Annotated in this window: 22 protein-coding genes; 13 read left to right on the forward strand and 9 right to left on the reverse strand. The window is 72.8% G+C overall.

Going from position 1 to position 24765, the window contains the following annotated elements; genetic code table 11:
- Window positions 1–17 precede the first annotated feature (17 nt).
- The 8 genes from ACZLMO_RS01290 to ACZLMO_RS01325 all read left to right on the forward strand — a co-directional run bounded on the left by ACZLMO_RS01290 (window position 18) and on the right by ACZLMO_RS01325 (window position 8140).
- Window positions 18–230 carry a heavy-metal-associated domain-containing protein gene (locus tag ACZLMO_RS01290; RefSeq protein ID WP_425710264.1) on the forward strand — a complete coding sequence of 71 codons (213 nt, stop codon included), beginning with the start codon at window positions 18–20 and terminating at the stop codon, window positions 228–230.
- A 1-nt stretch (window position 231) separates the two neighbouring features.
- Window positions 232–1248 carry a heavy-metal-associated domain-containing protein gene (locus ACZLMO_RS01295; RefSeq protein ID WP_425714670.1) on the forward strand — a complete coding sequence of 339 codons (1017 nt, stop codon included), beginning with the start codon at window positions 232–234 and terminating at the stop codon, window positions 1246–1248.
- Window positions 1238–3562 (forward strand): heavy metal translocating P-type ATPase, encoded by a 2325-nt coding sequence (locus ACZLMO_RS01300; protein WP_463652654.1) that lies wholly within the window; start codon window positions 1238–1240, stop codon window positions 3560–3562. Before ACZLMO_RS01295 ends, ACZLMO_RS01300 begins: the two co-directional genes overlap by 11 nt.
- Window positions 3563–3595: 33 nt before the next feature.
- Window positions 3596–3865 carry a hypothetical protein gene (locus tag ACZLMO_RS01305; RefSeq protein ID WP_463652655.1) on the forward strand — a complete coding sequence of 90 codons (270 nt, stop codon included), beginning with the start codon at window positions 3596–3598 and terminating at the stop codon, window positions 3863–3865.
- 328 nt (window positions 3866–4193) lie between these two features.
- Entirely contained in the window at window positions 4194–6146 is a 1953-nt protein-coding gene (locus ACZLMO_RS01310; RefSeq protein ID WP_463652656.1) for a heavy metal translocating P-type ATPase, read from the forward strand.
- A gap of 50 nt (window positions 6147–6196) precedes the next feature.
- Window positions 6197–6511 (forward strand): metal-sensitive transcriptional regulator, encoded by a 315-nt coding sequence (locus tag ACZLMO_RS01315; protein WP_425710259.1) that lies wholly within the window; start codon window positions 6197–6199, stop codon window positions 6509–6511.
- Between the two features lie 277 nt (window positions 6512–6788).
- Window positions 6789–7352, forward strand: coding sequence for a TlpA family protein disulfide reductase (locus ACZLMO_RS01320; protein ID WP_425710258.1), 564 nt, complete (start codon window positions 6789–6791; stop codon window positions 7350–7352).
- Window positions 7349–8140: a cytochrome c biogenesis CcdA family protein gene (locus tag ACZLMO_RS01325; protein WP_425710257.1), complete on the forward strand. Its 792-nt coding sequence runs from the start codon at window positions 7349–7351 to the stop codon at window positions 8138–8140. The genes ACZLMO_RS01320 and ACZLMO_RS01325 overlap by 4 nt, the downstream gene beginning before the upstream one ends.
- Before the next feature lie 314 nt (window positions 8141–8454).
- On the opposite strand, the gene ACZLMO_RS01330 is transcribed toward ACZLMO_RS01325, so the two are convergent.
- From ACZLMO_RS01330 to ACZLMO_RS01340, 3 genes are all read right to left on the reverse strand, one after another.
- On the reverse strand, window positions 8455–9894 hold the full coding sequence (locus ACZLMO_RS01330; RefSeq protein ID WP_463652657.1) for a CAP domain-containing protein: 1440 nt from the start codon (window positions 9892–9894) through the stop codon (window positions 8455–8457).
- Between the two features lie 249 nt (window positions 9895–10143).
- The gene (locus ACZLMO_RS01335; protein WP_463652658.1) at window positions 10144–10749 is read right to left on the reverse strand and encodes a dihydrodipicolinate synthase family protein; all 606 of its coding nucleotides are present in this window, start codon (window positions 10747–10749) and stop codon (window positions 10144–10146) included.
- Between the two features lie 32 nt (window positions 10750–10781).
- Complete coding sequence (locus tag ACZLMO_RS01340) at window positions 10782–12293, reverse strand: CHAD domain-containing protein (RefSeq protein WP_425714675.1); 1512 nt, start codon at window positions 12291–12293, stop codon at window positions 10782–10784.
- Between the two features lie 216 nt (window positions 12294–12509).
- Here ACZLMO_RS01340 and ACZLMO_RS01345 point away from each other — a divergent pair, with 216 nt between their 5' ends.
- On the forward strand, window positions 12510–13355 hold the full coding sequence (locus ACZLMO_RS01345) for a hypothetical protein (RefSeq protein WP_425714676.1): 846 nt from the start codon (window positions 12510–12512) through the stop codon (window positions 13353–13355).
- Between the two features lie 71 nt (window positions 13356–13426).
- Here the strand turns inward: ACZLMO_RS01345 and ACZLMO_RS01350 are convergent, their stop codons facing one another.
- The 4 genes from ACZLMO_RS01350 to ACZLMO_RS01365 form a co-directional block, all read right to left on the reverse strand.
- Window positions 13427–14026: a response regulator gene (locus ACZLMO_RS01350; RefSeq protein WP_425714677.1), complete on the reverse strand. Its 600-nt coding sequence runs from the start codon at window positions 14024–14026 to the stop codon at window positions 13427–13429.
- Between the two features lie 53 nt (window positions 14027–14079).
- Window positions 14080–15444 carry a sensor histidine kinase gene (locus ACZLMO_RS01355; protein WP_425714678.1) on the reverse strand — a complete coding sequence of 455 codons (1365 nt, stop codon included), beginning with the start codon at window positions 15442–15444 and terminating at the stop codon, window positions 14080–14082.
- Window positions 15445–15449: 5 nt separating this feature from the next.
- On the reverse strand, window positions 15450–16649 hold the full coding sequence (locus ACZLMO_RS01360; protein ID WP_425714679.1) for a DUF418 domain-containing protein: 1200 nt from the start codon (window positions 16647–16649) through the stop codon (window positions 15450–15452).
- Window positions 16650–16773: 124 nt separating this feature from the next.
- On the reverse strand, window positions 16774–17331 hold the full coding sequence (locus ACZLMO_RS01365; protein ID WP_425714680.1) for a Uma2 family endonuclease: 558 nt from the start codon (window positions 17329–17331) through the stop codon (window positions 16774–16776).
- 208 nt (window positions 17332–17539) lie between these two features.
- Here ACZLMO_RS01365 and ACZLMO_RS01370 point away from each other — a divergent pair, with 208 nt between their 5' ends.
- The 4 genes from ACZLMO_RS01370 to ACZLMO_RS01385 all read left to right on the forward strand — a co-directional run bounded on the left by ACZLMO_RS01370 (window position 17540) and on the right by ACZLMO_RS01385 (window position 20937).
- Window positions 17540–18136, forward strand: coding sequence for a phosphoribosylanthranilate isomerase (locus ACZLMO_RS01370; protein WP_425714681.1), 597 nt, complete (start codon window positions 17540–17542; stop codon window positions 18134–18136).
- A 121-nt stretch (window positions 18137–18257) separates the two neighbouring features.
- Window positions 18258–18629 (forward strand): YciI family protein, encoded by a 372-nt coding sequence (locus ACZLMO_RS01375; protein WP_425714682.1) that lies wholly within the window; start codon window positions 18258–18260, stop codon window positions 18627–18629.
- Window positions 18617–19867, forward strand: a complete 1251-nt coding sequence (locus tag ACZLMO_RS01380; protein ID WP_425714683.1) for an RNA polymerase sigma factor — start codon at window positions 18617–18619, stop codon at window positions 19865–19867. The genes ACZLMO_RS01375 and ACZLMO_RS01380 overlap by 13 nt, the downstream gene beginning before the upstream one ends.
- Window positions 19868–20136: 269 nt before the next feature.
- On the forward strand, window positions 20137–20937 hold the full coding sequence (locus ACZLMO_RS01385) for a hypothetical protein (protein ID WP_425714684.1): 801 nt from the start codon (window positions 20137–20139) through the stop codon (window positions 20935–20937).
- 156 nt (window positions 20938–21093) lie between these two features.
- Here the strand turns inward: ACZLMO_RS01385 and ACZLMO_RS01390 are convergent, their stop codons facing one another.
- Together ACZLMO_RS01390 and ACZLMO_RS01395 are read right to left on the reverse strand one after the other, a co-directional pair.
- Window positions 21094–22854 carry a chaplin family protein gene (locus tag ACZLMO_RS01390; protein WP_425714685.1) on the reverse strand — a complete coding sequence of 587 codons (1761 nt, stop codon included), beginning with the start codon at window positions 22852–22854 and terminating at the stop codon, window positions 21094–21096.
- An 80-nt stretch (window positions 22855–22934) separates the two neighbouring features.
- A complete protein-coding gene (locus tag ACZLMO_RS01395) occupies window positions 22935–24665 on the reverse strand; it encodes a hypothetical protein (RefSeq protein ID WP_425714686.1) in 1731 nt (576 codons plus the stop codon).
- Window positions 24666–24765: the final 100 nt, after the last annotated feature.

Genomic DNA, 24765 nt, shown 5'->3' on the forward strand with positions numbered 1-24765 from the left:
TGAAGGAGTAGGAAGCTATGGCAACCACGACCGAGTACCAGGTGACTGGCATGAGCTGCGGACACTGCGAGAGCGCGGTCCGCGCCGAGGTAGGCGAGGTCCCCGGCGTCACCGGCATCGACGTCAGCGCGGCCACCGGCCACCTGGCTGTGACGGCCGATGGGCCGGTAGATGATGCCGCGGTGATCGCCGCAGTCGATGAGGCTGGTTACGCCGCCGTCAGGAGCTGACATGAAGGCGCCTGCGCGGCTCGGCCTGTACGGGCTGCTCCTGGTGGCTGTGTTCGCTGTGGCTGGATTCGTAGCGAACGCGGTGGTTTCCGAGGAGACCGTGCAGGGCTGGACGCACGACACCGACGACACCGCCCACCACGACGGAGAAGGTCTGATGAACGCCGTCGAGCAGGACGGTCGCGAGGCCGGAGTGTCGTCACTGGGCCTGAGCCTGGCCCAGGGGGGTTACCGGCTGGCCGCCGTGATCGCGCCGACCGACACGACCAGCGAGGGCGAGCTGTCCTTGACCGTGACCGGCCCGGACGGCATGGCGGTGACGGACTTCGAGGTGGAGCACGAGCAGGAGCTGCACCTGATCGCCGTCCGTGCTGACGGGCAGCACTTCCGCCACGTGCACCCCGAGATGGATGACGAGGGCACCTGGTCGATCCCCTGGCAGTGGGACGGAGCTGGCTCCTACCGGGTCTTCGCGGACTTTGTCCCCGCAGACACCGGAGAGGGCCTCACACTCTCGACCTCGGTCCAGGTGGCCGGCGATTACAACCCGGGACCGGCGACCGAGCCGGTTACCGAGACGACCGTGGGCGGCTTCGACGTCAGCGTGGAGGGCAGCCTCACCGCAGGTGAGGCGTCCGAGCTGACCATGACCATCACTCGTGACGGCGAGCCGGTCACCGAACTGGAGCCCTACCTGGGCGCATTCGGTCACCTGGTTGCCCTTCGTAACGGGGACCTGGCCTACCTGCACGTCCACCCGCACGGGGACGAACCCCAGGCTGGGGAGACCTCCGGACCCGAGATCGTGTTCGAGGCCACCGCGCCCACGCCTGGGAGGTACCTGCTTTATCTCGACTTCCAGATCGACGGCGAGGTCCACACCGCGCCGCTGGTGATCGACACGACCACCGACCCAGGCGAAGGCCCCGGCGGCGGGGAGCGCTCCGAGGACGGGCGTCCCGGCCAGGAGCCGGGAAACGCTGACGAGAATGAGGGCGGAGACGGCCATGACCACTGAGAACACCAGCACGGGCATCGCCAGCATCGAGCTGCAGATCGGTGGCATGACCTGCGCCTCGTGCGCGAACCGGATCGAGAAGAAGCTCAACAAGCTCGACGGCGTCACCGCCAGCGTGAACTACGCGACCGAGAAGGCCAGCGTCACGGGCCCCGACGATCTCGATCCGATGTTGTTGGTCGCCGAAGTCGAGAAGACCGGGTACACGGCCGCACTCCCGACCCCTACCAAGGGTTCCGATCAGAGCCCGGGCGAGGAGGGTGAGTCTGCCGCGGACGCCGAGCTGCGTTCGCTGCGCCAGCGGCTCATCGGCTCTGCCATCCTCGCGGTGCCGGTGATCGCCATGGCGATGATTCCCGCCCTGCAGTTCGACTACTGGGGCTTCGCGTCACTGGTGCTCGCCGCTCCGGTCGTGGTGTGGGCCGGCTGGCCCTTCCACAAGGCGGCGTGGATGAACCTGCGCCATGGCGCGGCGACGATGGACACCCTCATCTCGGTGGGCACGACCGCGGCGATGCTCTGGTCGATCGTGGCCCTGTTCTTCGGCACCGCCGGCCAGCCCGGCACGGTTCACCCCTTCGAGCTGACCATCTCTCGCTCCGACGGGCTCGGACACATCTATCTCGAGGTGGCAGCCGGGGTGATCACGTTCATCCTGCTCGGCCGCTACTTCGAGAAGCGCTCCAAGCGCCGCGCCGGTGCCGCCCTGCGCGCCCTGCTGGAGCTTGGGGCGAAAGAAGTATCGGTGCTGCGCGATGGAAGGGAGCAGCGGGTCTCCGTCGAGGAGCTGGCCGTAGGCGAGGAGTTTGTCGTCCGGCCCGGGGAGAAGATCGCCACCGACGGAACGATCAGCTCCGGCAAGTCCGCGATCGACGCCTCCATGCTCACCGGCGAATCCGTTCCCGTCGAGGTCGGCGAAGGCGACACCGTGGCCGGGGCGACCGTCAACGCCGGCGGCCGGCTCGTGGTGAAGGCCACTCGGGTGGGCTCGGACACGCAGCTGGCGCAGATGGCAAAGATGGTCGAGGACGCTCAATCGGGCAAGGCCGAGATCCAGCGCCTCGCCGACCGCGTCTCCGGGGTGTTCGTGCCGATCGCGATCGCGATCGCCGTTGCAGCCCTGGGCGCGTGGATCGGCGCCGGGTTCCCCCTGTCGGCAGGTTTCACCGCCGCCGTGGCGGTGCTCATCATCGCCTGCCCCTGCGCCCTGGGCCTCGCCACTCCGACGGCACTGCTGGTCGGCACCGGTCGCGGTGCGCAGATGGGGGTGCTCATCAAGGGCCCCGAGACCCTCGAATCGACCCGCAAGGTCGACACGATCGTGCTCGACAAGACCGGCACCGTCACGACCGGGAAGATGACCCTCACCGATGTCATCACCGCCGACGGGGGCGATCGAGCCGAGCTGCTGCGCCTGGCCGGTGGCTTGGAGGACTACTCCGAGCACCCGATCGCCCAAGCCATCGCGGCCGGCGCCACCAGCGAGGTCGGGGACCTGCCTGCGCCGGAGTCCTTCGACAATGTCGAGGGGCAAGGTGTGCAGGGCGTCATCGACGGCCACGCAGTGGTCGCTGGCCGGGAGTCGCTCCTGGCCGATTGGTCGATGCACGTGGACGAGAGCCTGCGTTCGGCCAAGCGGGCCGCCGAGGCCCAGGGCAAGACCGCGATCACGGTCGGATGGGACGGCGCCGCCCGTGGGGTCCTGGTCGTCTCCGATCAGATCAAGCCCACCAGTGCCCGGGCCGTCGCCCAGTTCAAGGAACTCGGACTGACGCCGGTGCTGCTGACCGGCGACAACCAGTCCGTGGCCGAGCAGGTCGCCTCCGAGGTCGGCATCGAGCAAGTCATCGCCGAAGTCCTACCCAAGGACAAGGTCGGTGTCGTCGCCCGGCTCCAGGACGAGGGCAAGGTTGTCGCGATGGTCGGCGACGGCGTCAACGATGCCCCCGCCCTGGCCCAGGCCGACCTGGGTCTAGCGATGGGCACCGGCACCGACGTGGCGATCGAGGCCGCCGACATCACCCTGGTGCGCGGGGACCTGCGCGCCGCTGCGGACGCCATCCGGCTGGCGAGGCGGACGCTGCGCACGATCAAGACCAACCTGTTCTGGGCCTTCGCCTACAACACCGCCGCGATCCCACTGGCCGCCTTCGGTCTGCTCAACCCGATGCTCGCCGGAGCGGCCATGGCCCTGTCGTCGGTGTTCGTCGTGTCGAACAGCCTGCGGCTGCGGACCTTCACGGCCCGCGCGGACGACGAGAGCGCGGCGGCTCCTGCTGGCACGGCACCGGCCCGTGAGCCGGTGAACGCCTGACCGTCGTCATCACGCAACAGGAAGGGACACCCGATGACTGCACACGAGAACCTGAACCTGACCGACGTTTCGTCGAGTGGAGGCAGCTGCTGTGGACACGCGCCGAGCGCCGACGCCGTCGCACCGACCTCCGCCGAGGAGATGGCCGAGTGCCCCGTGATGGCCGGCACCCCGGTCGTCAAGGCAGAAGCTGAGAACGCCGGTCTGGTCCGCGATCACAACGGCCAGCGGTACTGGCTGTGCTGCGCGTCCTGCGGCCCATTGTTCGACGCCGACCCCGATCGATACGCGACGGTGGGCTGAGGCCGCATCCGTTCCCGCGCTCCTTCGACGCACGTCCTCGCAGAGCGCGGGCCCTTCGCTCAGGCTCCATTCCCAGCCTGGAGGACACACGAAAGAGGCGACCATGAGCCACCACGACCACTCAACACGATCACCCTCGACGCCCGACGACACGCGGCACCACGGGTCCGATCCGCATGCTGGCCACCACTCCCACACCCAGGGACATGACGAGGCCTCGGATCACTCCGAGGCGCACGGGAACCACGGTGGACACGGCGATCACGGACATGGCGGGCACGCGGGTCACGGAGACCATGTCGCGCAGTTCCGACGCCTGTTCTGGATCATGCTGGTCCTCGCCGTGCCCGTGGTGGGGTTCAACGACATGTTCGCCGATCTCATCGGGTACCCGTTGCCCGAGGCAGGATGGGTCCGTTGGGTGTCGCCGGTCCTGGGAACCGTGATGTACGTCTGGGGCGGCCAGCCGTTCCTCACCGGCGCGGTCTCGGAGCTCCGCGCCCGCCAGCCCGGGATGATGCTGCTGATCGGCCTAGCCATCACCGTGGCGTTCCTCGCCTCCTGGGGTGCGAGCCTGGGCGTCCTGGACCATGAGCTGAACTTCTGGTGGGAACTGGCGCTGCTGGTGGTCATCATGCTGCTCGGCCACTGGATCGAGATGCGTTCCCTGGCGCAGACCACCTCCGCCCTCGACTCCCTGGCAGCGCTCCTCCCGGACGAGGCCGAGAAGGTTGACGGCGACGAGGTCGTGACGGTCTCCCCCGGCGATCTCGTGGTCGGCGACGTCGTCGTCGTCCGTCCCGGCTCTTCGGTACCCGCCGATGGAAAGATCGTCGACGGGTCGGCCTCCATGGATGAGTCGATGGTCACCGGAGAATCGAAGACGGTACGCCGCGAGATCGGTGAGCAGGTCGTCGCCGGCACTGTCGCCACCGACTCCGGGCTGCGGGTCGAGGTCACTGCCACCGGTGACGACACCGCCCTGGCGGGCATCCAGAAACTTGTCTCCGACGCGCAGGCCTCGTCCTCGCGCGCACAGAGGATCGCCGACACCGCCGCTGCCTGGCTGTTCTGGTTCGCCCTCGGCGCCGCATTGATCACCGCGGTCATCTGGTCGCTGATCGGGCTGCCGGACGCCGCGGTGGTGCGCACCATCACCGTCCTGGTCATCGCCTGTCCGCACGCACTCGGTCTGGCGATCCCCCTCGTGGTGTCCATCGCCACCGAGCGCGCAGCCCGCGGGGGCGTGCTGGTCAAGGACAGGCTCGCCCTGGAATCGATGCGCACCGTCGATTCCGTGCTGTTCGACAAGACCGGAACGCTGACCAAGGGCGAGCCCACCGTCACCGCCATCGAACCGGTCGGGAACCGCAGTGCCGAGGACGTTCTGGCGCTGGCCGCGGCTGCGGAGTCCGACAGCGAGCACCCCCTGGCCAGGGCCATCGTCGGCGCAGCCAGTGCCCGCGAGGTTCCAGTCGCGAAGGCTCAGGATTTCTCCTCCTCGCCGGCGGTCGGGGTCAAGGCAACCGTCGACAGCTCCGTGGTCGAGGTCGGTGGCCCCTACCTGCTCGACCAGCACGGGCTGGACGAACTGTCGGTCGCCGACCAGTGGCGGAACGAGGGGGCGATCATCCTCCACGTCCTGGCCGACGGCGAGGTCATCGGGGCGCTACGGCTGGCCGATGAGATCCGCCCCGAATCCCACGATGCTGTCGACGCCCTGCATGCCGCCGGCGCCCAGGTCGTGATGATCACCGGGGACGCCCAGGCCGTCGCCGACACCGTCGCGCGCGAGCTGGGCATCGACCGGGTTTTCGCCGGCGTGCGGCCAGAGGACAAGGCTGCCAAGGTCGCCGAGCTCCAGGACGAAGGCAGGAAGGTCGCCATGGTCGGTGACGGCGTCAACGACGCCCCTGCGCTCGCCCAGGCCGATGTCGGCATCGCCATCGGTGCCGGTACCGACGTAGCCATCGGGTCCGCCGGAGTCATCCTGGCCTCCTCCGACCCGCGCTCGGTGCTGTCCGTCATCGACCTCTCCCGCGCCAGCTACCGCAAGATGAAGCAGAACCTGTGGTGGGCCGCCGGGTACAACCTGATGTCGGTACCCCTGGCCGCCGGTGTGCTCGCACCGATCGGGTTCGTACTGCCGATGAGCATCGGCGCAATCCTGATGTCGGCCTCCACCGTCGTCGTTGCACTCAATGCCCAGCTGCTGCGGCGCCTCGACCTCACCCCCGCGTCCAGCACGGCGAAGATCCTTGACCAGGCCACGACCGAATGAGCACCCGTCTGCTGTCGTAGCAGAGACCGCACGAATCCGGAGAAGACACGATGGACACCACCACCGCGACAGCAACCGAAGCTGACCACGGATACATCAGCGACAAGGACCGCTACCTGGCTCGTCTCAAGCGCATCGAGGGACAAGCCCGTGGAATCCACCGCATGATCGACGAGGACACCTACTGCATCGACATCCTCACCCAGATCAGCGCCGTCACCTCCGCGTTGGAGAACGTCGCCCTGGCCCTCCTCGACGACCACCTCAAGCACTGCGTCGTCCGGGCTGCCAAGGCCGGCGGCGCCGACGCTGACGAGAAGCTCAAGGAAGCCTCCGAAGCCATCAGTCGCCTCGTGAAGTCCTGAGGCGCAGCATGGATACGACCCGCGCGGTTGTGGGTGCACGGTCGTGGGGTCCTTCGCCGCTGCGTCATCGTGCTCATCACAACGCCGGGCTCTGGCACACCGACCACGCCCAACGCTCATCTGCGCTCAGTTCTGGACGCCCGGGCAGAGCTCGCTGCCCTGCCCCATGTCAACCGTGAAAGAGACGTTCCGGATAATGCCTGCCCCTCGTCCACACCCTGATCCCGACCACCAGGCTCGCCGCGGCCCGGGACGGCTGCGCGCTGTCGTAGCGACCGTGTTCGCCCTTGCCATCACGCTGGCCGGATGCGCACCCGGCAGCGGCGGCAGTCCCGCCGAGGTGGCCGGCGCAGGCTACGTGTCCGGTGACGGGTCCCTGTCGCTGTGGACGCCCGACGAGCGCGGTGCACCGGTCGAGATGACGGGCACGAGCTACACCGGGGAGAGCATCGACCTGACCGACTGGCGCGGGGAGGTGGCGGTGGTCAACTTCTGGTACGCCGCATGTCCGCCGTGCCGGGCCGAGGCACCAGCCCTCGAGGCCATCGCCGAGGACTACCAGGACCAAGGGGTCCGCCTGCTCGGAGTCAACCCACGCGATGACACGGCCACCGCCCAGGCCTTCGAACGTACCTTCCAGATCCCCTACCCCTCCATCCATGACCAGAGCGCACGTGCCGTGGCCGCCTTCCAGGGCCTCGTGCCCCTGCAGGCCATGCCCACGACCGTGGTTCTGGACCGCCAGGGGCGGGTCGCGGCCCGCATCATGGGCGAGTTCGACCCCACCAGCCTGCGCGGCCTCATCGACGACACGCTCGCCGAGAGGGCCGAAGACGCATGAGCTGGGACCAGGTCGGCTCGTTCTTCGCCAGCACCGTGCTCACCGGCCCCATGCTCGCCGCGCTGCCCGTAGCCGCGCTGGCCGGATTCATCTCCTTCGCCTCCCCGTGCGTGCTGCCGCTGCTGCCCGGCTACGTCGGCTACCTCGGCGGCATGGCCGGAGCCACCACCCCGGGTGCGCAGCTGGCCGGCGGGCAGCAGACCAAGGTTCGTGACCGGCGCCTGCTGGCCGGGGTACTGCTGTTCGTCGCCGGCTTCACCGCCGTGTTCGTCCTGCTCGGCGTCATCTTCGCCTGGCTGGGGATCCTGCTCGCTCCCTGGCTGGACATGATCACCCGCATCCTGGGTGTCCTCGTGGTGCTCATGGGCCTGGCCTTTATGGGCTACGTCCCCCTCATGCAGCGCGAGCGGCGCCTGCACCTGACCCCCCGGCAGGGCCTCTGGGGCGCGCCGCTGCTCGGCGTCGTCTTCGGGCTGGGCTGGGCCCCCTGCATGGGACCGACCTTGGCCGCGGTGCTCAGCCTCGCCTTCAGCGAGGCCGATCCCGCCCGCGGCGGAATCCTCGTGTTCGCCTACAGTCTCGGGCTGGGGATCCCGTTCGTCGCCGGAGCGATGCTGCTGTCCCGTTCCACCCGGGCGCTGAAGTTCCTACGGCGCCACCGCCTCACCTTCCAGCGCCTCGGCGGCGGGCTCCTCGTCCTGCTCGGACTGGCGATGATCACCGGGCTCTGGAACTGGATCTCGGGCTACCTGCAGGGCCTCGCCGCCAACTTCCAGACCATCGTCTGACTGTCAGGAGTCCCTTCACCGCCTGCTGAGGATGGGATAGGGGCGTCGACCACAGTCAGGCCCCTTCGCCTGACTGACTTCGTGCCCGTGACGGGACCTTTCTCTCCGTGCTCACCGGCCCTGCCCACGCCGCAGCAGCTGACCCACCGGCGCCACCCGCAGCGCTCGTGCCGACACCTGCCCGCGGCGCCGGGACGACTCGGTCCCGTCAACGACGACGCGGTCACCGGTCCGATGGACCGGTGACCCCGTCGGGTCCCGCTGCCAAGGGGCACCGGCCGGTCGGCCGGTGACCCCGTCGGGTCGAGCGTGGATCAGCGGGTCTGCTCGATGCGGACGACCCCGAGGCTGTCCGCGCCGTCGCCGTCCCAGTCGCCGAACGCGGCGACGTCGCCGTCGCGCCCGTAGCGGGTCTGGGTCACCTCGGCGTCGGAGGCCATCTCGTTCGTCACGAAGAAGTCGGCGCCGCGCTGGAGGGCGAGGCTGTCCGCGCCGTCGCCGTCCCAGTCGCCCACGAGGACGAGGTCGCCGTCGCGGCCGAGCGAGATCTCGCCGTCCACGCCTGCGCCGGTCGGGTCGTTCGTCCAGATGACGTCGGAGCCGCGGCGGATGCCGAACGTGTCCGTGCCGTCGCCGTCGAAGTCGCCCACGAGGAGGGTGTCCCCGTCGGCGCCGAAGGCGGCGAGCTCGATCTCGCCCGGGTTCTCGAGGTCGTTGATGATGTCCAGGACGTTGCCGTGGCGAACGGCGAACGTGTCCGTGCCGTCGCCGTCGAAGTCGCCCTGGACGATCTCGTGGTCGGCGTCCCCGAGCCGGACGACCTGCTCGGCGGGTCCGGTCCCGAGGGTGTTCGTCAGGTGGAGCTCGTTCCCGCGGCGCACGGCGACCGTGTCGGTGCCGTCGCCGTCCCAGTCGCCGACGAAGATCTCGTCGCCCTCGACGCCGTAGAGGAAGCTGTGCGCGGCGTCGCCGGCCAGCTCGTCGCTCAGGAGGAAACGGGGCGTCCCGGGCGGGCGCACCGGCTCCGGCTCCGGCTCCGTGCGGGCGGTCTCGCGCGAGGCGGCGGCGTCGGATCGGGCGACCTGGGACTGCGTGTCAGTCTGCGGCTGGGCCTCGGGCTGGGGCGTGGCCTCGGGCTCCGGGGCCGGCTCCGCGGGCGCGGGCTCGGCCGGCGCGGGGGTCGAGCCGCCGGGGCCGCCGCCCGGGTAGGTGGCGAAGTTCTGGGTGGCGAACACGCGACCGTCCCCCGAGACCGCCACGCCGACGCCGAAGTGCGTGTAGGACCCCGTGAGCAGGATGTTGTTGTGCACCGGCGAGTTGCGCCACTGGCTCATGAAGTAGTCGGCCCGGTGGTCCGGGTAGATGCCCCAGGACAGGATCTCCGAGGTGCCGGTCGAGCCGGCGGGCACGGCCGACCGGCCGTAGTCACCACGGTGGACCATCGAGCCGATGCTCGCCTGGTGGTTGGACCAGGACTGCGCGACCGAGTCGATGGACCCGGTTCGCGTGAGCTGGGACAGGCCGTTGGCGGCGCGGTAGGCGTTGGTCTGGGCGGCGATCGCGTTGGCAACCTGGTTCTGCCAGCCGGCGTCGGTGCGGATGACGGGGCTGACGGTGCGGACGCCCGAGGGCGCCTCGGCCGCCTGGGCGGTCGTGACGGTCGCGCTCGCGGCGGCGACGGTCAGGAGTGCGGTGGCGACCCGGGGGGCGAGGGTGCGGCGCCGGACGTGGCGGCCGCGCGGGGGTGCAAACACGACGGTCGGTTCTCCTTGTTATCGGAACGTGACCACGTGAGACTAAGTCGTTACCATCGGTCACGTCGAGAACCTGTGTGACATCTCACCTCTTCCGGGCGGGGGCTCACCGAAGGCGTCAAGTTGCCTCCGCGCCGCCGCCCGGACAGCTGCACAAGCTCAGTGCCAACCCATGGTGACCGGAGCCCGATCGGTCCTGCCTCTGGGTGACGTCGTTCTCGTCTCGTGCGGGGGCCGCTTCCCGCGCTGCTACCGGCCGAGCCCGAGCCCGTCGACGACGTCGGCCACCCGCGCCCGTTGAGCGCGGGTGAGGGCCCGGATCGGCAGCGGTAGGCACCAGCCCGGGACGAGGCCGAGGTGCTGGGCGATCGCCGCGGAGACCCGGGCGCTCCCGCCGAGCTCGGGGAGGAGCTCCCAGAGCGGTGCGAGGCGTGCCGACTCCGCGGCCGCCTCCTCCGGACGCCCGGCCTGCACGGCCCTGGTGATCGTGAGCATCGGAGCGGGAAGCGTGCCTCCGACCGCGGTGTACCAGGCGTCGCACCCGGCAACGAGCCCGGCGGCCCCCAGGGCGTCGCCGGAGACCCCGACGGTGACGTGATCGGGGACGACGGCCCGGATGGCGTCGACGTGCCGACGGGCCTGAGCCGGGTCGACCGGTACGCCGGGGATCTTGATCGACGCGATACCGGGTAGTGCGGCGACGCGGGCGTAGAGCTCGGTGGTGAAGGTGAACCGGGTGGTCGTGGGGTTGTCGTACACGACCACCGGCACGTTCGTGTGCTCGGTGACGGTGCGGAACAGCTCGAGCACGTCGTCGTCGGTCAGCGGCTGGTACGTCATCGGCGTCAGCAGCACTCCCGCCGAGCTCGACCCGGCCGTCGGCCACGCTAGACCGTGGGTGACCCGGCCGTGAGGCGGGCGAGGCGCTTGCGGGCCCTGCGCAGCGCCCGCTCGCCGTGCTCGATCTCGCCCGTGAGCAGCAGCCCGTACGCGAACGTGTCCTCGCCCTTCTTCCGTGCCCTGCGCGCGCAGTCGAGGAGGTGCTCCTGCAGCATGACGGAGTCCCGGTGCGTGCCCAGGCGTTTCTGGACGGCGTGCGCCTCAGCCACGAGGTCGGACAGCTCGGGATCGAGCTCGGTACCGTTCTCGTCCTGCACGGCCACGACGGCGTAGCGCAGCCGTTTGGCCTCCTTGCGCACGTCGTGCAGGAGCTCGAGGCGCCGGTCGTCGTCCGTCTCCGCGTCCGCCTGCTCGACCAGGTCGGTGATGACGTCGACCTGCGCCCGACCGAGCCCCGCCAGCGTGCTCGCCACCGCCCCCTGCGCCGCGTCGTCCGGGGAGGCGTCCCGCCGCACGGGGACCTCGCGCGCGAACCGCTCGATCCGCTCGAGGTCGGCCCAGTGTGCGGGTCCGGCCATCGCCGAGAGAAGCGCGCGATGCGCCTTGTCATAGTTGGCCGCGCGGGTCCGGCGCAGCCGCCGCCGTGCCTTGCGGGGGACCAGGTCCGCCACGGCACCCTCCGCCCCTCCGGGCAGGTCGGCGAGCCGGGCGTCGAGCGACTCGCGCAGCACCTCCGCGTCGCGGGCGGACGCGAGCGCCCGGCCGAGGCCCTTGAGGATGGCCGAGACCTCCTTCGCGGCCCCCGGCTCGAGCAGCGGTGCGTAGACCTGGACGATCGAGCGCAGCGTCCGAGCGGCGACCCGCATGCGATGGACGGAGTCCGGCACGTCGCACCGCACGAGCGGGTCCCAGCCGACGAGGATCGACACCTGGGCGGACAGCGCAGTCGACAGGGTCGCGGCCAGGTCGCCGGTCCGCCCCCCGGCCGCGGCCCCGCGCCGGACGGGCCGACCCCCGGCGGTCCGGATCTCGTCGTCGAGCGCCTCGAGCAGCTCGGCGTCGTCCGACGTCATCGACCACTCGCGGGACGACGTCGTCGTCGTGCCCTGCGTGGCGCTCCCGACCACGTCGTCGTCGAACGTCGCGAGGACCCGTCCGCCGGGGTCGAGGACGTCGACCGGTGAGCGTCGCACGGCGCGTGCCGCGACGACGTCCACCTCGCGCCCGCGCAGCAGCGCCTGCAGTGCGTCGGTGACCTCGTCGGTGACCTCCCCGTCCTGGTCCGGGTCGACCAGCACGAGGTGCCCCCCGCGGTGCGGGACCTCGACGGCGAGCGTCGTGGCGCCGTCGAAGGTCCGGCGCAGCGCCGCCCCGTGCGTCGCCAGGACCCCGTCCTCACCCGCCAGGGTCCCGTCGGGCGTGTCGAGGAGCTCCTCGTGGACGAGGACCGTCGGGCCCGCGCGCAGCCGGTCCACCCCTGGTACGCGAGGCCGCGCCGGGAGCGGGGTGTCCTCCGCGACGCCGTACCGCCTGATCCGTCCCGCGATCGTCAGGGCCATGGTCCAGGCTATGCGCCGCCCGGTCCGGTCGGTCCAGGTGCGGGGAGGAGGGCCACGCCTGGGCCCACGCGAGCGGCAGCATGCGGAAGTGCGGCAGGCACGGTGGATCCTGCGGGACGTGCTGGCAGGATCCCGCTAGCGTCGCCGTGAGGGCCCGCGGCGCGCGAGACGGCACCGCCGCCTGCGGTCGTTGCCGGCAGCGCTGACGGAGGACGGATGGCCAGGAGACGGACACCCCCGCCGGGCGACGCGCGCACGGGCGGCCACCTGCGCCTGGTCGGCGGGACCGACCTGGTGCCCCCGCCCGAGCTGTCCGTGCGCGGCCCGTACGGGCTGCCCACGGTGCTGCTCGGTCCCGGCCTGCCCGAGCTCCTCGACGACGTCGCGCTGCCGGACGAGGCCCGGACCTGGCCGAGCCCCGAGGAGGAGGCGGCGCTGCTCACCACCTCGAGGGCGGTCCGGTGGGCGCGGCAGCTGCTCGACCTGCTGGGGCAGGGCCGGCCGACCACGCGGACCGGGGCACTGCGACGTGGCGACACCGAGGAGGCCGCCGAGCTGCTCGGCATCAGGACGTGGAACGAACCCAGGAGCTCGATGTGGGACGTCCTCGAGCTGTCGGTCGTGTGGTCGGCGCTCGTGGGCTCGGGCGCCGTCACCCTCGCCGCCACCCGCGCCCGCCCCGGCCTGCCGGTCCTCGTCCGTGGCCCCTCGATCGACGAGACGGTGCGCCGCTCCCGACTGTTCCACTCCAACGTCCTCGGTGCCTTCTTCGCCTGGCAGACCGACCCCGGGCGCGCGGCGGCCGCTCCGGCGACCGCCGTCACCCTGCTCGCGGCGGCTGGGCCGGACGGCCTGAGCGTGCCCGAGCCGCGCAGGACGACCGAGCCGAGCGACGACTGGTTCGTGTGGCTCGATCTGCTCGCGCTCGCCCGCCTCGACGTCGTCGAGCGCACGGGTGACGTCTTCCGACTGCCGCGCGCGCTCGTCCCCGCGGTGGCCGTGACCGCCGAGCGGCTCGCCGACCCGACCGGATCTCCGCTGCCGCTCGGCCGGCGGCCCTGAGCGCTGCGGCTGGGTCGGCCTGCCGGGTCTCGACGCGGGAGTGCGCCGGCGGGCGCGGGCGGCGACGCCGCTCAGAGCAGGCCGCGCCGGTAGCCCGCAGCAACGGCCGCCGCCCGGTCCGGCACCTCGAGCTTGGCGAGGATGTTCTGCACGTGCGTCTTGACGGTGGCCTCGCCGATGAACAGCGCGCGCCCGACGTCCCGGTTCGTCCGCCCCTCGGCGATCAGGGCGAGCACCTCGCTCTCGCGGGCCGAGAGCAGGGGCGGGCGCTCCGCCGCGCCGGTCCGGCCGATGACCGAGGGCGCGAGGACGGCCCGGCCGTGGACGACCTCGTGGATCGCGGCGACGATCTCCGCGCGGCTCGCGTCCTTGAGGAGGTAGCCGCGGGCGCCGGCGGCGAGGGCGGGTGCGACGTCGTCGTCGGTGTCGTACGTGGTGAGGACGAGCACCTCGGTCCCCTCGTGGTGGGCACGGACGTCCCGGACGAGGGCGACGCCGCCGCGGCCGGGCATGCGCAGGTCGGTGACGACGACGTCGACCGCGTGCCGCCGCAGCAGCGCGAGCGCCTCCTCCGCGCTCGCCGCCACGGCGACGACGCTCAGGTCGGGGGCGGCGTCGAGCTGGGCCCGCAGCCCGTCGCGGACGACCGGGTGGTCGTCGACGAGGAGCACCCGGACACGGTCCTGACCGGGGGACCCGCCCGGTGTCCGGTCGCCCGGGCCGCTCATGGGCGCGCCCCCGTCGATGCATCGGGCCACTCGGCCGCGTCCGGCCGATTCGGTGACTTCCGCGCGTCCGGTGCTGCGGGCACCGTGACGGTGATGACGGTGCCCTCGCCGGGCGTCGAGTCCACCGTCATCGTGCCCCCGGCGGTCTCGGCCCGGCCGCGCATGAACGCCAGTCCCTGGCCGGATCCCGAGCCGGAGCCGGAGCCGGTGCCGGTGACGTTGCCCGCGCCGGCCCCGCCGTCGGATCCCACGCCCGAGCCGGAGCCTCCGTCGTCGTCGTCGGGTGCGGGCGTGGTGCCGGTGCCGTCGTCGGCGACGTCGAGCGCGACGGCGTCGTCGAGGTAGGACAGCGTGACCCGGACCTCGGTGGCCCGGGCGTGACGCACCACGTTGCTCAGCGCCTCGCGCGCGCTGCGGACGAGGACGTCCTCGACGTCGGCGGCCACCTCCCGCTCCTCGCCGGTGACGATCATCGTGACCGGCAGCCCGTGGGTCCGCTGCACCCGCGCTGCGGACTCCGCCAGGGCGGCCGGCAGTGCCTGATGGGCCAGCGGCCCGGGTCGCAGCGCCCGCACCGAGCGACGGGCCTCGGCCAGGCCGTCCCGCGCGAGCGTGACGCTGGTCCGGACGCGCCCGCGGGCCGGGTGGTCCTCACCGAGCTCCGCGTCGAGGGCCTCGAGCTGGGCGACGACGCCGGCGAGCCCCGCGGCGAGCGTGTCGTGGATCTCGCCCGCCAGGCGGGCCCGCTCACTGGCCACCCCGGAGGACCGGGCCTCCGTGAGGAGCCGGCCCTGCAGCGAGCGGTTCTCCTCGACGCTGCGGGCGAGGTCGTCGTTGGCCGCGGCCAGCGCGGTCACCGCGGCGCGTCGGCGGGCGGACTCGTGCTCGACGGTGCGGATCGACCAGCCGGCCAGACCGGCGACGAGGCCCGCGGCGAGCGTGACGACGGTGTTCTCCACGGTCGGGGTGACGTCGCCGGGTCCGGCGATGACGACCCCGGACGTGAGCGCGACCCCGACGTACGCCCAGCGGCCCGGCAGCGCGTCGAACGCGAGTGGGAAGCACACGACGTAGAGCGGGAAGAAGTTGAACGACTGGTGGAGCAGGACCGCGCACAGCGCGACCAGCCCCACGTAGTAGACGGCGGACGGGAGGAGGCGGGTGCCGAGGATTCCCGGGCGGAGGGAGAACCACCCGGTGTGCCAGGCCAGCAGCGCCACGCTCCCGCCGACGAGCACGGGCAGGTTGGCCCGGCCGGTGCCGTCGGCCAGGAGCGTGAGTACCGCGGAGGCGACGAGGAGGACGTAGGGCAGCAGGATCCAGACCCGATCGGTCCAGCTGCTGCGCGGTGCGTCCGCCATGACGGTCACCGTACGGCGGACCGCGTCGGCTGCGAAGGGACGCCGTACGTGAGCCGGCGCAGCACCGCCTCGGCAGGACCGCGTCGACCCCGCCGGGCGAGGGCGTCAGCGCCCAGCACGGTGAGCAGCCACGCGAGCAGGGCGAGCCCACTCGCCGCGGCGGTACCGAGGTCGCCCCCGAGCCCGAGCGTCCACGCCGGCAGCAGCGCGACGAAGATGACGGACTGGGCGAGGTAGCAGCTCAGCGAGCGCTCGCCCGTGGCCCGCAGCGCATCGATCACGCGCCTGCCCGCGCCGCCGTCGCGGTCCCTGCCCAGGCGGCGGGCGAGCAGCGTGACCGCCGCCGCGTACCCGAGCCCGGCAAGGACGCCGGTGAGGATGTGCAGCCACGACCAGCCGACGAGGGCGATGTCCCCCGGGGTCCACACCCGGGCGGTCGCCATCGCCGTGCCGACCCCGCCGAGCAGCCCGACCGTGATGCCGACGCCGGCCGTGCGGCGCAGCAGAGAGAGGTGCGCCTCGGGGCGTTCGAGGATCCGGCGCCGGCCCGCCCAGACACCGACGAGCATCGGCGCGCCGACGGTGAGCAGGCCGACCGGACCCATCAGCCACTCGACCGGGCGCCACACGAGCGCCTCGATCGGGTCGCCGATGGCGAACGACCACATGTGGCCGCGCTGGGTCGTCACGGCGCCGTCAGCGTAGACGAGTCCCTGGATCGCGGAGGCGACCACGAGCCAGACCACGGCCGCGCGCAGCAGCGCCCGGTCCGAGATCTGCAGCACCCCGGCGAGGACGAGACCGAGAAGCCCGTACCAGCCGAGGATGTCCCCCGAGAACCCGAGGAGGGCGTGGCCGGCGCCGAACGCGACGAGCCAGAGCGAGCGGCGGCGCAGCAGGCGCCGCACGTCGTCCTCGCCGAGCCCGCGGTCGCGCTGCCGGTCGGCGATCCGCACGAGCCCGTAGCCGAACAGCGCGGCGAAGAGCGGGTAGGCGCGGGCGTCGACGGCCAGGGCGACGACGAGGGTGACGGCGCGGTCGAGCACGCCGTCCTCGACGATGTGCTGGCGTAGCCCGTAGGGGCGGTCGTGCAGGTAGATCGCCACGTTGGCGACCGCGATGAGGGCGAGCATGAGACCGCGGGCGAGATCGGGGGCGAGCGCGCGGGCCGGTCCCGGGTCCGTGGTGGTGGTTGATCGGTCCATGCGGTCGACGCTATGGACGCGGACGCGCGGCCGGATCAGCCGATCGGCGGAGGGGGGCGCGGGACCGCGGCACTGGCGCACGACGCCCGCGATGGCGCAAGCTCGCCAGGATCGAGTCCGGCGGTCAGTCGGGCGGGCGGACGAGCTCGGCCGGCACGACGTCGACGTCGAACGGCGCGGTGAGGTGGGCGGCCGCGGCGCCGCTCGCACTCGCGACCTCCACGTACCGGCCGTCGACGAGGTCAAGGGCGAGGATGCCCGGCTCCTGAGGGTCCACGATCCAGTACGACTCGACGCCCGACTCCTCGTACTTCGAGCGCTTGAGCACCTGGTCCTTGCGGCGTGTCGACGGCGAGAGCACCTCGACGGCCAGCCGCAGCGGCGTCGTCACGTTCGCCGGGCCGGAGTCGCCGACCCCGATGACCAGCAGGTCCGGCTGCAGGGAGGTGCGGCGGTCCGGGCGCCAGTCGAACGGGGCGAGCAGCACCTCGCACCCGGGCGGACGGGCGGCGCTGAGCAGGAGGTGCAGGTTGCCGATGGCGCGCTGGTGGGCGAGGACCGGCGCCGGGGTCACGAGGAGGATCCCGTCGAGCAGCTCGTACTGCAGGCCGTCGTCGGGGATCCGGTCGAGGTCATCGACCGTCCACCCGTCCGTGCGCGGCATCACCGTCATGACGCTCATGGTCCTCCACCTCCGCCGTCGTGTCACTGCCCGTCATGCCACGAGCGTGGCCCGGCGGCCGACGGTGCGTCCGTGCGCGTCCACAGGTCGCGCGGCAGGGTGGGCCGGCACGGGCCTGTGGGCACAATGGCGTCCGGCCCGCCCCGGGTCCTGCGGGGCCCGGACCGGGAGGAGCTGCGGCGTCGTCGTGCCGAGGGAGGGAGAGCCGGTGTTCGTCAAGATCTGCGGGATGCGCACGGTCGAGGACGTGCGGGAGGCCCGCGGCGCCGGCGCCGACGCGGTCGGCATCGTCGTCAGCTCGACGAGCGTCCGCGCCGTGCCGCCCGAGGACATCCCCGGGCTCGTCCGCGCAGCGGGGGGCACGACCACCGTTCTCGTCGTCCACGACCTGCCGGTCGACGACGCCGTGGCTCTCGCGCGGGACGTCGGCGTCGACGTCCTCCAGCTCCACGGGTACGGCGAGGCCGACAACCTGCGCGGTGCCGCGACCTTCCCGCGCGTGTGGCGGGCCACCTCCGGGGCCGACGGACCGACCGAGGTCCGGGCGCACGACGAGGAGGTCCTCCTCCTGGACTCGGCGACCCCGGGATCCGGGGACACGTGGGATGTCGAGGAGCTGACCTCCCCGCACGGCCGGTGGATGCTCGCCGGCGGGCTCACGCCGGACAACGTGGCCGAGATGATCTCCCGTGTCCACCCGTGGGGCGTCGACGTCTCCAGCGGCGTCGAGGTCACTCGCGGCGTCAAGGACCCCGCGCTCATCCACCGGTTCGTCGCCGCCGCGCGCAGCGTGCACGACCGGTAGGCCCCCCCCCCACGGCGTCGGGCCGGATCGACCGGGGTGACGATCCGGGCCCCGGCCGATCGTCATCACTGTGCGCGACATCCTGGTTGCGTGAGACTGACGACGACGGACGGAGACGATCATGCGATTCGCACTGCTGCTGCACAACGGAGTGCCGGACCCGGGGCAGGTGTCGGACGAGGACATGGCGGACATGCAGCGCCTGTTCGGCGAGTACGCCGACGCGCTGACGCGGGCCGGCGTGCTCGTCGGCGCCGACATCCTCACCGCGCCCGGGGACGCGCGCACCGTCACGCGGCGGACGGGGGAGACACAGGTCCAGGACGGGCCGTTCGCCGAGACGAAGGAGGCGCTCGCCGGCGTGTTCGTCGTCGACGTGCCCGACGCGGACGCCGCACTGGCGTGGGCCGAGCGCTGCCCCGCCAGCTCCTACGGGACGATCGAGGTCCGCCCGGCCGCGACGTCGATCGTCGACGGGGCATGGACCGCCTGAGCGCCGGCACCACCCGGGACGCGCGCGAGGTCGCGCACGACGCCGCGGCGCGCGCGGCCCGGGACGCCTACGGTCGGGTGGTCGCTCTGCTCGCCGCCGCCGACGGGGACCTCCAGGCCGCCCAGGACGCCGTCGGCGACGCCCTCGAGCGTGCCCTGCGCACCTGGCCGGACCGCGGGGTGCCGGACGACCCGGCCGCCTGGCTCCTCGCCGTCGCGCGCAACCGGATGCGTGACCGGTGGCGATCCGGCGAGTCCCGGCTGACCGGCCCGCTCGACGACGACGTGGCCCGCCGTCTCGCCGTCGTCGACGAGATCGACCCGGACGCCGTGGGAGACCGACGACTCGAGCTCCTGCTCGCGTGCGCCCACCCGGACGTCGACCGGGCGGCCCGGACGCCGCTCATGCTCGACGTCGTCCTCGGCTTCACCGCCGCCCAGGTGGGACGGGCGTTCGCCGTCCCGGCCCGGACGATGGCCACGCGGCTGACCCGGGCCAAGCGGCGAATCAAGGCAGCGCAGGTCCCGTTCGAGATCCCCGACCGGCACGCCCTGCCCGAGCGGATGGCCGCCGTGCTCGAGGCCGTGTACGGCGCCTACGTCATCGAGTGGTCCACCGGTCAGGAGCCGAGCCGGCTGCCGCCGGAGGCCCGGCACCTGGCCGAGCTCGTTGCCCAGCTCGCCCCGCGCGACCCCGAGGCCCGGGGGCTCGTGGCGCTCGTCCTGCTCTCCGCCGCCCGCGCAGGTGCGGGGCTCGGCCCGGGCGGTGAGTACGTCCCGCTCGACCAGCAGGACCCGGCGCTGTGGGACCGTGCGCTGATCGCGCGGGCGCACGAGCACCTGCGCGCCGCCCACGCGCGCGGCGAGGTCGGCCGGTTCCAGCTCGAGGCCGCGATCCAGGCCGTCCACTGCGCGCGCACGCCGGAAGGGCCGATCGACTGGGCGACGCTGCGCCGGCTGCACCTCGCGCTCGACGAGCTCGCGCCGTCGCTCGGCGGCGCCACCGCACTCGCCGCGGTGCTTGGACGCACCGACGGACCGGACGCCGGGCTCGCCGTGCTCGACCGGATCGCCGACCGGACCAGCGGGTACCAGCCCGCCTGGGCCACGCGCGCCCACCTGCTGCGGCTGGCGGGCCGAGCGGACGAGGCCGCCGACGCCTACGACCGGGCGATCGCCCTCACGCACGACCCGGCCCAGCGCCGCCACCTCACTCGCCTCCGCCAGGAGCACGCCTGAGCCGCCCCCCTTCGTCGAGATTGCGGTTGGTGCACGTCGAGATTGCGGTTGGGAGCCACATTCCTGTCGAGAGCGCGGCCCAGCGCCCGCGTTCTCTCGTCGAGATTGCGGTTCGTGCGCCTCGCGCGCGTGCGGGTGGTGGACCCGAGCGCGCGCGTCGGCGGGGGACATCTGCCCCCGCCCCCTCGGTCGGGGCGCGGCGGACGGCACCTAGCGTGGTCCGCCGCGGTCGCCGGGCACCGGTGACCGGACCAGGAAGGAGCGCAGGTATGCGATGGACGCTGCAGCCGCAGCACCGGTGGATCGGCATGATCATCTTCGGCGTGATCTTCACGCTCCTGGGTGCCGGAGCGGCCGTGCTGGCGCTGGCGGTGGCATCTGGGACGAGCGACCGGCTCGCGCTCGGGTTCGTCGCCGTGCTGTTCCTCGTCGTCGGTGTCATCGCCCTCGTCCTCGCGCCGCGCGCCAGGCGCGAGATGGGGACGTCGAGCGCCGACGACCTCCGTCCCGCGGTCCCGGACCCGGTCGTCCAGGATCTCGACACCCCGTGGCCGCTCGCCGCGGTCGCCGCCGCGCTGGCCCACGAGCTGCGGGACACGCCGTACGTCGTCGCCCACAACGACGAGGTCATCCAGGTGCGGTGGGACCTGCAGGACCGGTCCTGGTGGGTGCTCGCCCAGCGGAACGGGACGAACCGCGTGTTCGAGACCCGCCTCGTCATGGCGGGCCCCGGCAAGGTCACGCGGTCCGACCACTACTACGCGCTCGACTGGCAGGCGGGCGTACCGGTCGTGGGCGCGCTCACGGGCAGCAGCGAGGGCGGTCGCGTCTGGCGCTTCGAGAAGCGCGTCGAGCTCGGGACGAGCGCCGACGGACCGACGACACCCGTGGACTACACGTTGAACACCGCCGACCTCAACACCCCGCTGCAGGCGGTCCTTGACCGGGCGGGATGGACGAAGCCGAAGCTGGGCGCCGAGGCCAAGGGTGCCCTCATCGTCGGGTTGATCGGCGCCTCCGCCGTCGTGATCGTCCCGATCGTGTTCCTCGTCCGGTGGCTGATGGGCTGACAGGCACCTTCTGCGCAAAGGGGTGCGGGTGCAGTTGTGCCTCATCGGGCGGGCGCCCGCGGGCACAGCACGGCCGCCGGTCCGGCCCCCGTGACGGAATACCGCCACGGGGACCGGCCGACGTCGACCAGTTGTCCGACCGCGAGGGGCCCTGGGTCAGACCCGTGCGAGCTTTCGCGTGAGCAGGCCGAGGACGATGAGCCCGCCCGCGAGAGCGGCGAGCGGGAGCGAGGCTCCTGCCCCCGTCTCCGGCAGCTCGTTCACCGGGCTCCCGGCGTTCGCCGACCCGTCGGTCGCGGGCGCCTGCGGAGTGGTGCCGTGGTCGACGACCTCGACCACGACCGGAGTGGTGGCGTCGACGTCCGGGCCGTTGCCGGGGTCGGTCCCCGGGTCGCTCGGATTCGTCGGGTCGGTCGGGTCCACCGGGTCAACGGGGTCCGTCGGGTCGGACGGGTCCGTGGGGTCGGTCGGGTCGACCGGGTCAACGGGGTCCGTCGGGTCGGTCGGGTCGACCGGGTCAACGGGGTCCGTCGGGTCGGTCGGCGTGACCTCGTCGACGATCTCGGTCTCCCCGATGATCGTCACCGTCGGGTCGCCGACGTCGATCGGCACGGTGATCGGCAGCGTGATGACGTTGCCGGACAGGACGTCCTCGATGAGCGACCCGGACGAGCCGGCGTCGGAGCCGGGCTCCTGGGTGACGACCACCTCCGAGACCGGGGCGACCGGTCCTGTGGTCGCAGCCGGTGCGGTCCGGTCGATGGTCGTGTCGCCGAGGAGGGACAGCGAGAGGTCGCCGACCGTGACCGGCACCGTGATCGGTGCGGTGACGGTGTTGTCCGCGACCACGTCGCTCAGCAGTCCGTCGCCGAGCAGGTCGCCCAGCAGGCCGTCGACCGGTCCGCTGTCCCCGTTCTCGTCCACGGGAGCGGCCTCGACCGGCTGGGCCGAGGTGTCCACGGTGGTGGTCGACACCGGCGCCGGGGCGGCCGGTGTCTCGGTGGTGTCGACGGTCGTCTCGCCGAGCACGGTGGCGGTGATGTCGCCGACGTCGACCGGGACGGTCACCGGCGCGGTGACGGTGTTGTCCGCGACGACGTCGCTGATCGCGGCGTCGTCGGCCGGAGCGGGAGCTGCGGGCGCGTCGACGGTGGTGGTCGACACCGGTGCGTCGGATCCCGTCGTCTCCGTGTCGCCGTCGCTCGGTGCCACGGTCTCGTCGATCGTGGTCTCGCCGAGCACGGTGGCGGTGATGTCGCCGACATCGACGGGGACGGTCACCGGCGCGGTGACGGTGTTGTCCGCGACGACGTCGCTGATCGCGGCGTCGTCCGCCGGAGCGGGTGCTGCCGGCGCGTCGACGCTGGTGGTCGACGTGGGTGCGGCGGCCGGCGCGGTCACCCCGGACTCCGTCCGCTCGACGTCGGTGGTGCCACCCACGGTGACGACCGGGTCGCCGGCCGTGACCGGTGCCGTGATCGGCAGGGTGGCAGTGTTGTCCGCGACGACGTCGAGCGCGATCGGCTCGTCGGGGTCCGTCGTCGGCGCCGGTTCGGCCGGCTCTGCCGGGACGGCCGTACCGGCGGCCTCCGGCAGCTCGGTGGGCGCCTCGTCGCCCGCGGACGCGTCGTCCGTCGTGATCTCCACCGTGGAGGTCGGCACCGCCTCGGCGGCCGGCACCTCCTCGGACCGGACGTCGGTGTCACCGAGCACGGTGGCGGTGACGTCCCCGAGGTCGATCGGGGCGGTCACCGGTGCGGTGACCACGTTGTCGGCGACGACGTCCTCGACGAGGCCGTCGAGCGTGGTGTCGTCGTCCAGCAGGCCGTCGTCGGCGTGGGCCGCTGCGGCCCCGGCGACGAGCAGCCCGCCCGAGAGCACTGTGACTCTCAGGGCATGGCGTAGCAGTGCATGCATGGTCTGTCTCCTTGGAATCTGCCGTGAGTGCGCGGATGCGCGTGGATGCGTGTGCCGGCACGCGTGCCGGCGGGCATCACTCAGGCAGGGGAGACCGGGACCTCGTGATCGACGTCGAGGAGGGCACGGTCGGCGGAGTCGCCGACCGGCCAGGACAGCTGGGTCGTGTCGAACTCGAAGCGGGCGCCGGGCGTGCTGTCGGCCCCGCCGGCCCGCACCGGAGAGTCGCCGCCCTGCGTGACGACCGCGAACGAGTGGCCCGCCTGGGCGACGGCGTCGAGGCCGTGCTGGGGACCCGAGTGCTCGGCCTCCGGTGCCAGTGCCTGCGACGGAGCGACCCGCGCGGCGACGTCGTCGGCGACCTGGACGGAGGTGGCGACGGCGGCCGGAACGACCTCGGGGACGTGGTCGGTCGCGACGTCGACGACGACGCCCGACTCCACGGCCGTGCGCGCGGCGGGCGTGGAGCTCGCGGTGATCTCGACCGCCGGGCTCTGCGACCCGGACGGGACGACCGACTCCGCCGGGTTGGGCGTCTGCGCCGGGCCCCCCGCGGGTGCCTCGGGCGCGACGGCGGTGGGCGGGACCTCGTCGGCTGCGGGCGGTGTGCCGGCGGGCGCGTCGTCCTGCGTCGGGCCGGGCTCGTCGAGCGACGGCGCGAGGATGCCGATGTCGACGACGTCCTCGACATCCACGACCGGCTCGGCGATCGTCACGACCTCGTCGACGGCGGGCCGCAGCGGAGCGACCACCGGGTCGACCGCACGGACCACCGGGGCGACGGCGTCGAGAACGGGGTCCACGACGTCGAGGACGGGAGCGGCGCCTGTGGTCACGGGCTCGACGACCGTGCCGACCGGCTCGAGCACCGGACGCAGCGAGTCCGTCACCGGTCGGACCGACTCGAGGGCCGGCGCGACGACCTCGTCGGTCACGGGCGTGAGCACGGCGTCGGTGACCGGCGTGAGCGGATCGACCACCTCTCCGACGAGCTCGCCGAGCGTCGTCGTCAGCTCCTCGACGGGCGCGGTCACCTCCTCGACGACGGGGCTCAGGGCGTCGGACAGGTAGGTGAGCGGGGATCGGTCGGCGGGCTGCCCCGCCTCGTCGGCGACCGGAGCGTCGTCGGCCGCGGCGGCGTCGCGCTCCGGGGTGGGCTCGTTCTGGGCGGCCGGTGCGGGCGCGGTTGCCGCGTCGGGCTGTGCGGGCTCGGTCTGCGTGGCCGGTTCGTGCGACTCGTCCGCGTCGACGTCGGAGGTGCCAGGCTCCGGGCCCTCGGTGTCCGCGTCGCCGGCGCCCTCCTGGCCCGGTGCGGCATCGTCGGCCGGGGCGGCGTCGCCCGGGGCGGGGGGTGCCACCTCCTCGCCGGGCGCAGCGAGCTCGTCGGCCGCGGCGGCGTCGTCGGTGACGGCTCCAGCCGGCACGTCGACGTCGACGGTGGTGTCGTGCTCGGGAGCGGGTGGGATCGCCGACGGGTCGTCGGTGGCCGCCTCGTCGGCGGCCACGGGAACGCTCTCGGCCGGCTCGGGGTCGGGCGATGGCGGGACGGCCAGCTCGACGACGGGGTCGATGACGTGCTCCGCCACCGGATCGACCACGTGCTCGCCGATTCCCTCGAGCACGGAGGTGAGCACCGAGTCCTGGGTGTCCCCCGTGGTGACGCCCTCGTCGTCGTCGGCTGCGGCCGGGGAGGCGAGCGCGATGCCGACGACGACGAGGGCGCCGGTCCCACCGAGGGCCCGCAGGCTCCGGTCGGCCCAGCGCGGCAGGCGTCCGCGCCCGCTCTGCACCTGGCCCTCGACCGGTCTCATGGCTTGTCTCGTCCCCCAGACGAATATCGCGTAGATCACACTCTATCGAGGCTGGCCGGGCCCGCAACCCGTGGGGCCGGACGATCGGGCTCCGGGACGG

It is taken from the genome of Georgenia sp. G2120 (assembly GCF_055326485.1).

Excerpts from the sequence above, each read along its gene's own strand:
- ACZLMO_RS01290 (WP_425710264.1), top strand. The coding sequence starts at position 18 with ATGGCAACCACGACCGAGTACCAGGTGACTGGCATGAGCTGCGGACAC.
- ACZLMO_RS01295 (WP_425714670.1), top strand. The coding sequence starts at position 232 with ATGAAGGCGCCTGCGCGGCTCGGCCTGTACGGGCTGCTCCTGGTGGCT.
- ACZLMO_RS01300 (WP_463652654.1), top strand. The coding sequence starts at position 1,238 with ATGACCACTGAGAACACCAGCACGGGCATCGCCAGCATCGAGCTGCAG.
- ACZLMO_RS01305 (WP_463652655.1), top strand. The coding sequence starts at position 3,596 with ATGACTGCACACGAGAACCTGAACCTGACCGACGTTTCGTCGAGTGGA.
- ACZLMO_RS01310 (WP_463652656.1), top strand. The coding sequence starts at position 4,194 with ATGCTGGTCCTCGCCGTGCCCGTGGTGGGGTTCAACGACATGTTCGCC.
- ACZLMO_RS01315 (WP_425710259.1), top strand. The coding sequence starts at position 6,197 with ATGGACACCACCACCGCGACAGCAACCGAAGCTGACCACGGATACATC.
- ACZLMO_RS01325 (WP_425710257.1), top strand. The coding sequence starts at position 7,349 with ATGAGCTGGGACCAGGTCGGCTCGTTCTTCGCCAGCACCGTGCTCACC.
- ACZLMO_RS01340 (WP_425714675.1), bottom strand. The coding sequence starts at position 12,293 with ATGGCCCTGACGATCGCGGGACGGATCAGGCGGTACGGCGTCGCGGAG.
- ACZLMO_RS01345 (WP_425714676.1), top strand. The coding sequence starts at position 12,510 with ATGGCCAGGAGACGGACACCCCCGCCGGGCGACGCGCGCACGGGCGGC.
- ACZLMO_RS01355 (WP_425714678.1), bottom strand. The coding sequence starts at position 15,444 with ATGGCGGACGCACCGCGCAGCAGCTGGACCGATCGGGTCTGGATCCTG.
- ACZLMO_RS01360 (WP_425714679.1), bottom strand. The coding sequence starts at position 16,649 with ATGGACCGATCAACCACCACCACGGACCCGGGACCGGCCCGCGCGCTC.
- ACZLMO_RS01365 (WP_425714680.1), bottom strand. The coding sequence starts at position 17,331 with ATGAGCGTCATGACGGTGATGCCGCGCACGGACGGGTGGACGGTCGAT.
- ACZLMO_RS01375 (WP_425714682.1), top strand. The coding sequence starts at position 18,258 with ATGCGATTCGCACTGCTGCTGCACAACGGAGTGCCGGACCCGGGGCAG.
- ACZLMO_RS01380 (WP_425714683.1), top strand. The coding sequence starts at position 18,617 with ATGGACCGCCTGAGCGCCGGCACCACCCGGGACGCGCGCGAGGTCGCG.
- ACZLMO_RS01385 (WP_425714684.1), top strand. The coding sequence starts at position 20,137 with ATGCGATGGACGCTGCAGCCGCAGCACCGGTGGATCGGCATGATCATC.
- ACZLMO_RS01390 (WP_425714685.1), bottom strand. The coding sequence starts at position 22,854 with ATGCATGCACTGCTACGCCATGCCCTGAGAGTCACAGTGCTCTCGGGC.
- ACZLMO_RS01395 (WP_425714686.1), bottom strand. The coding sequence starts at position 24,665 with ATGAGACCGGTCGAGGGCCAGGTGCAGAGCGGGCGCGGACGCCTGCCG.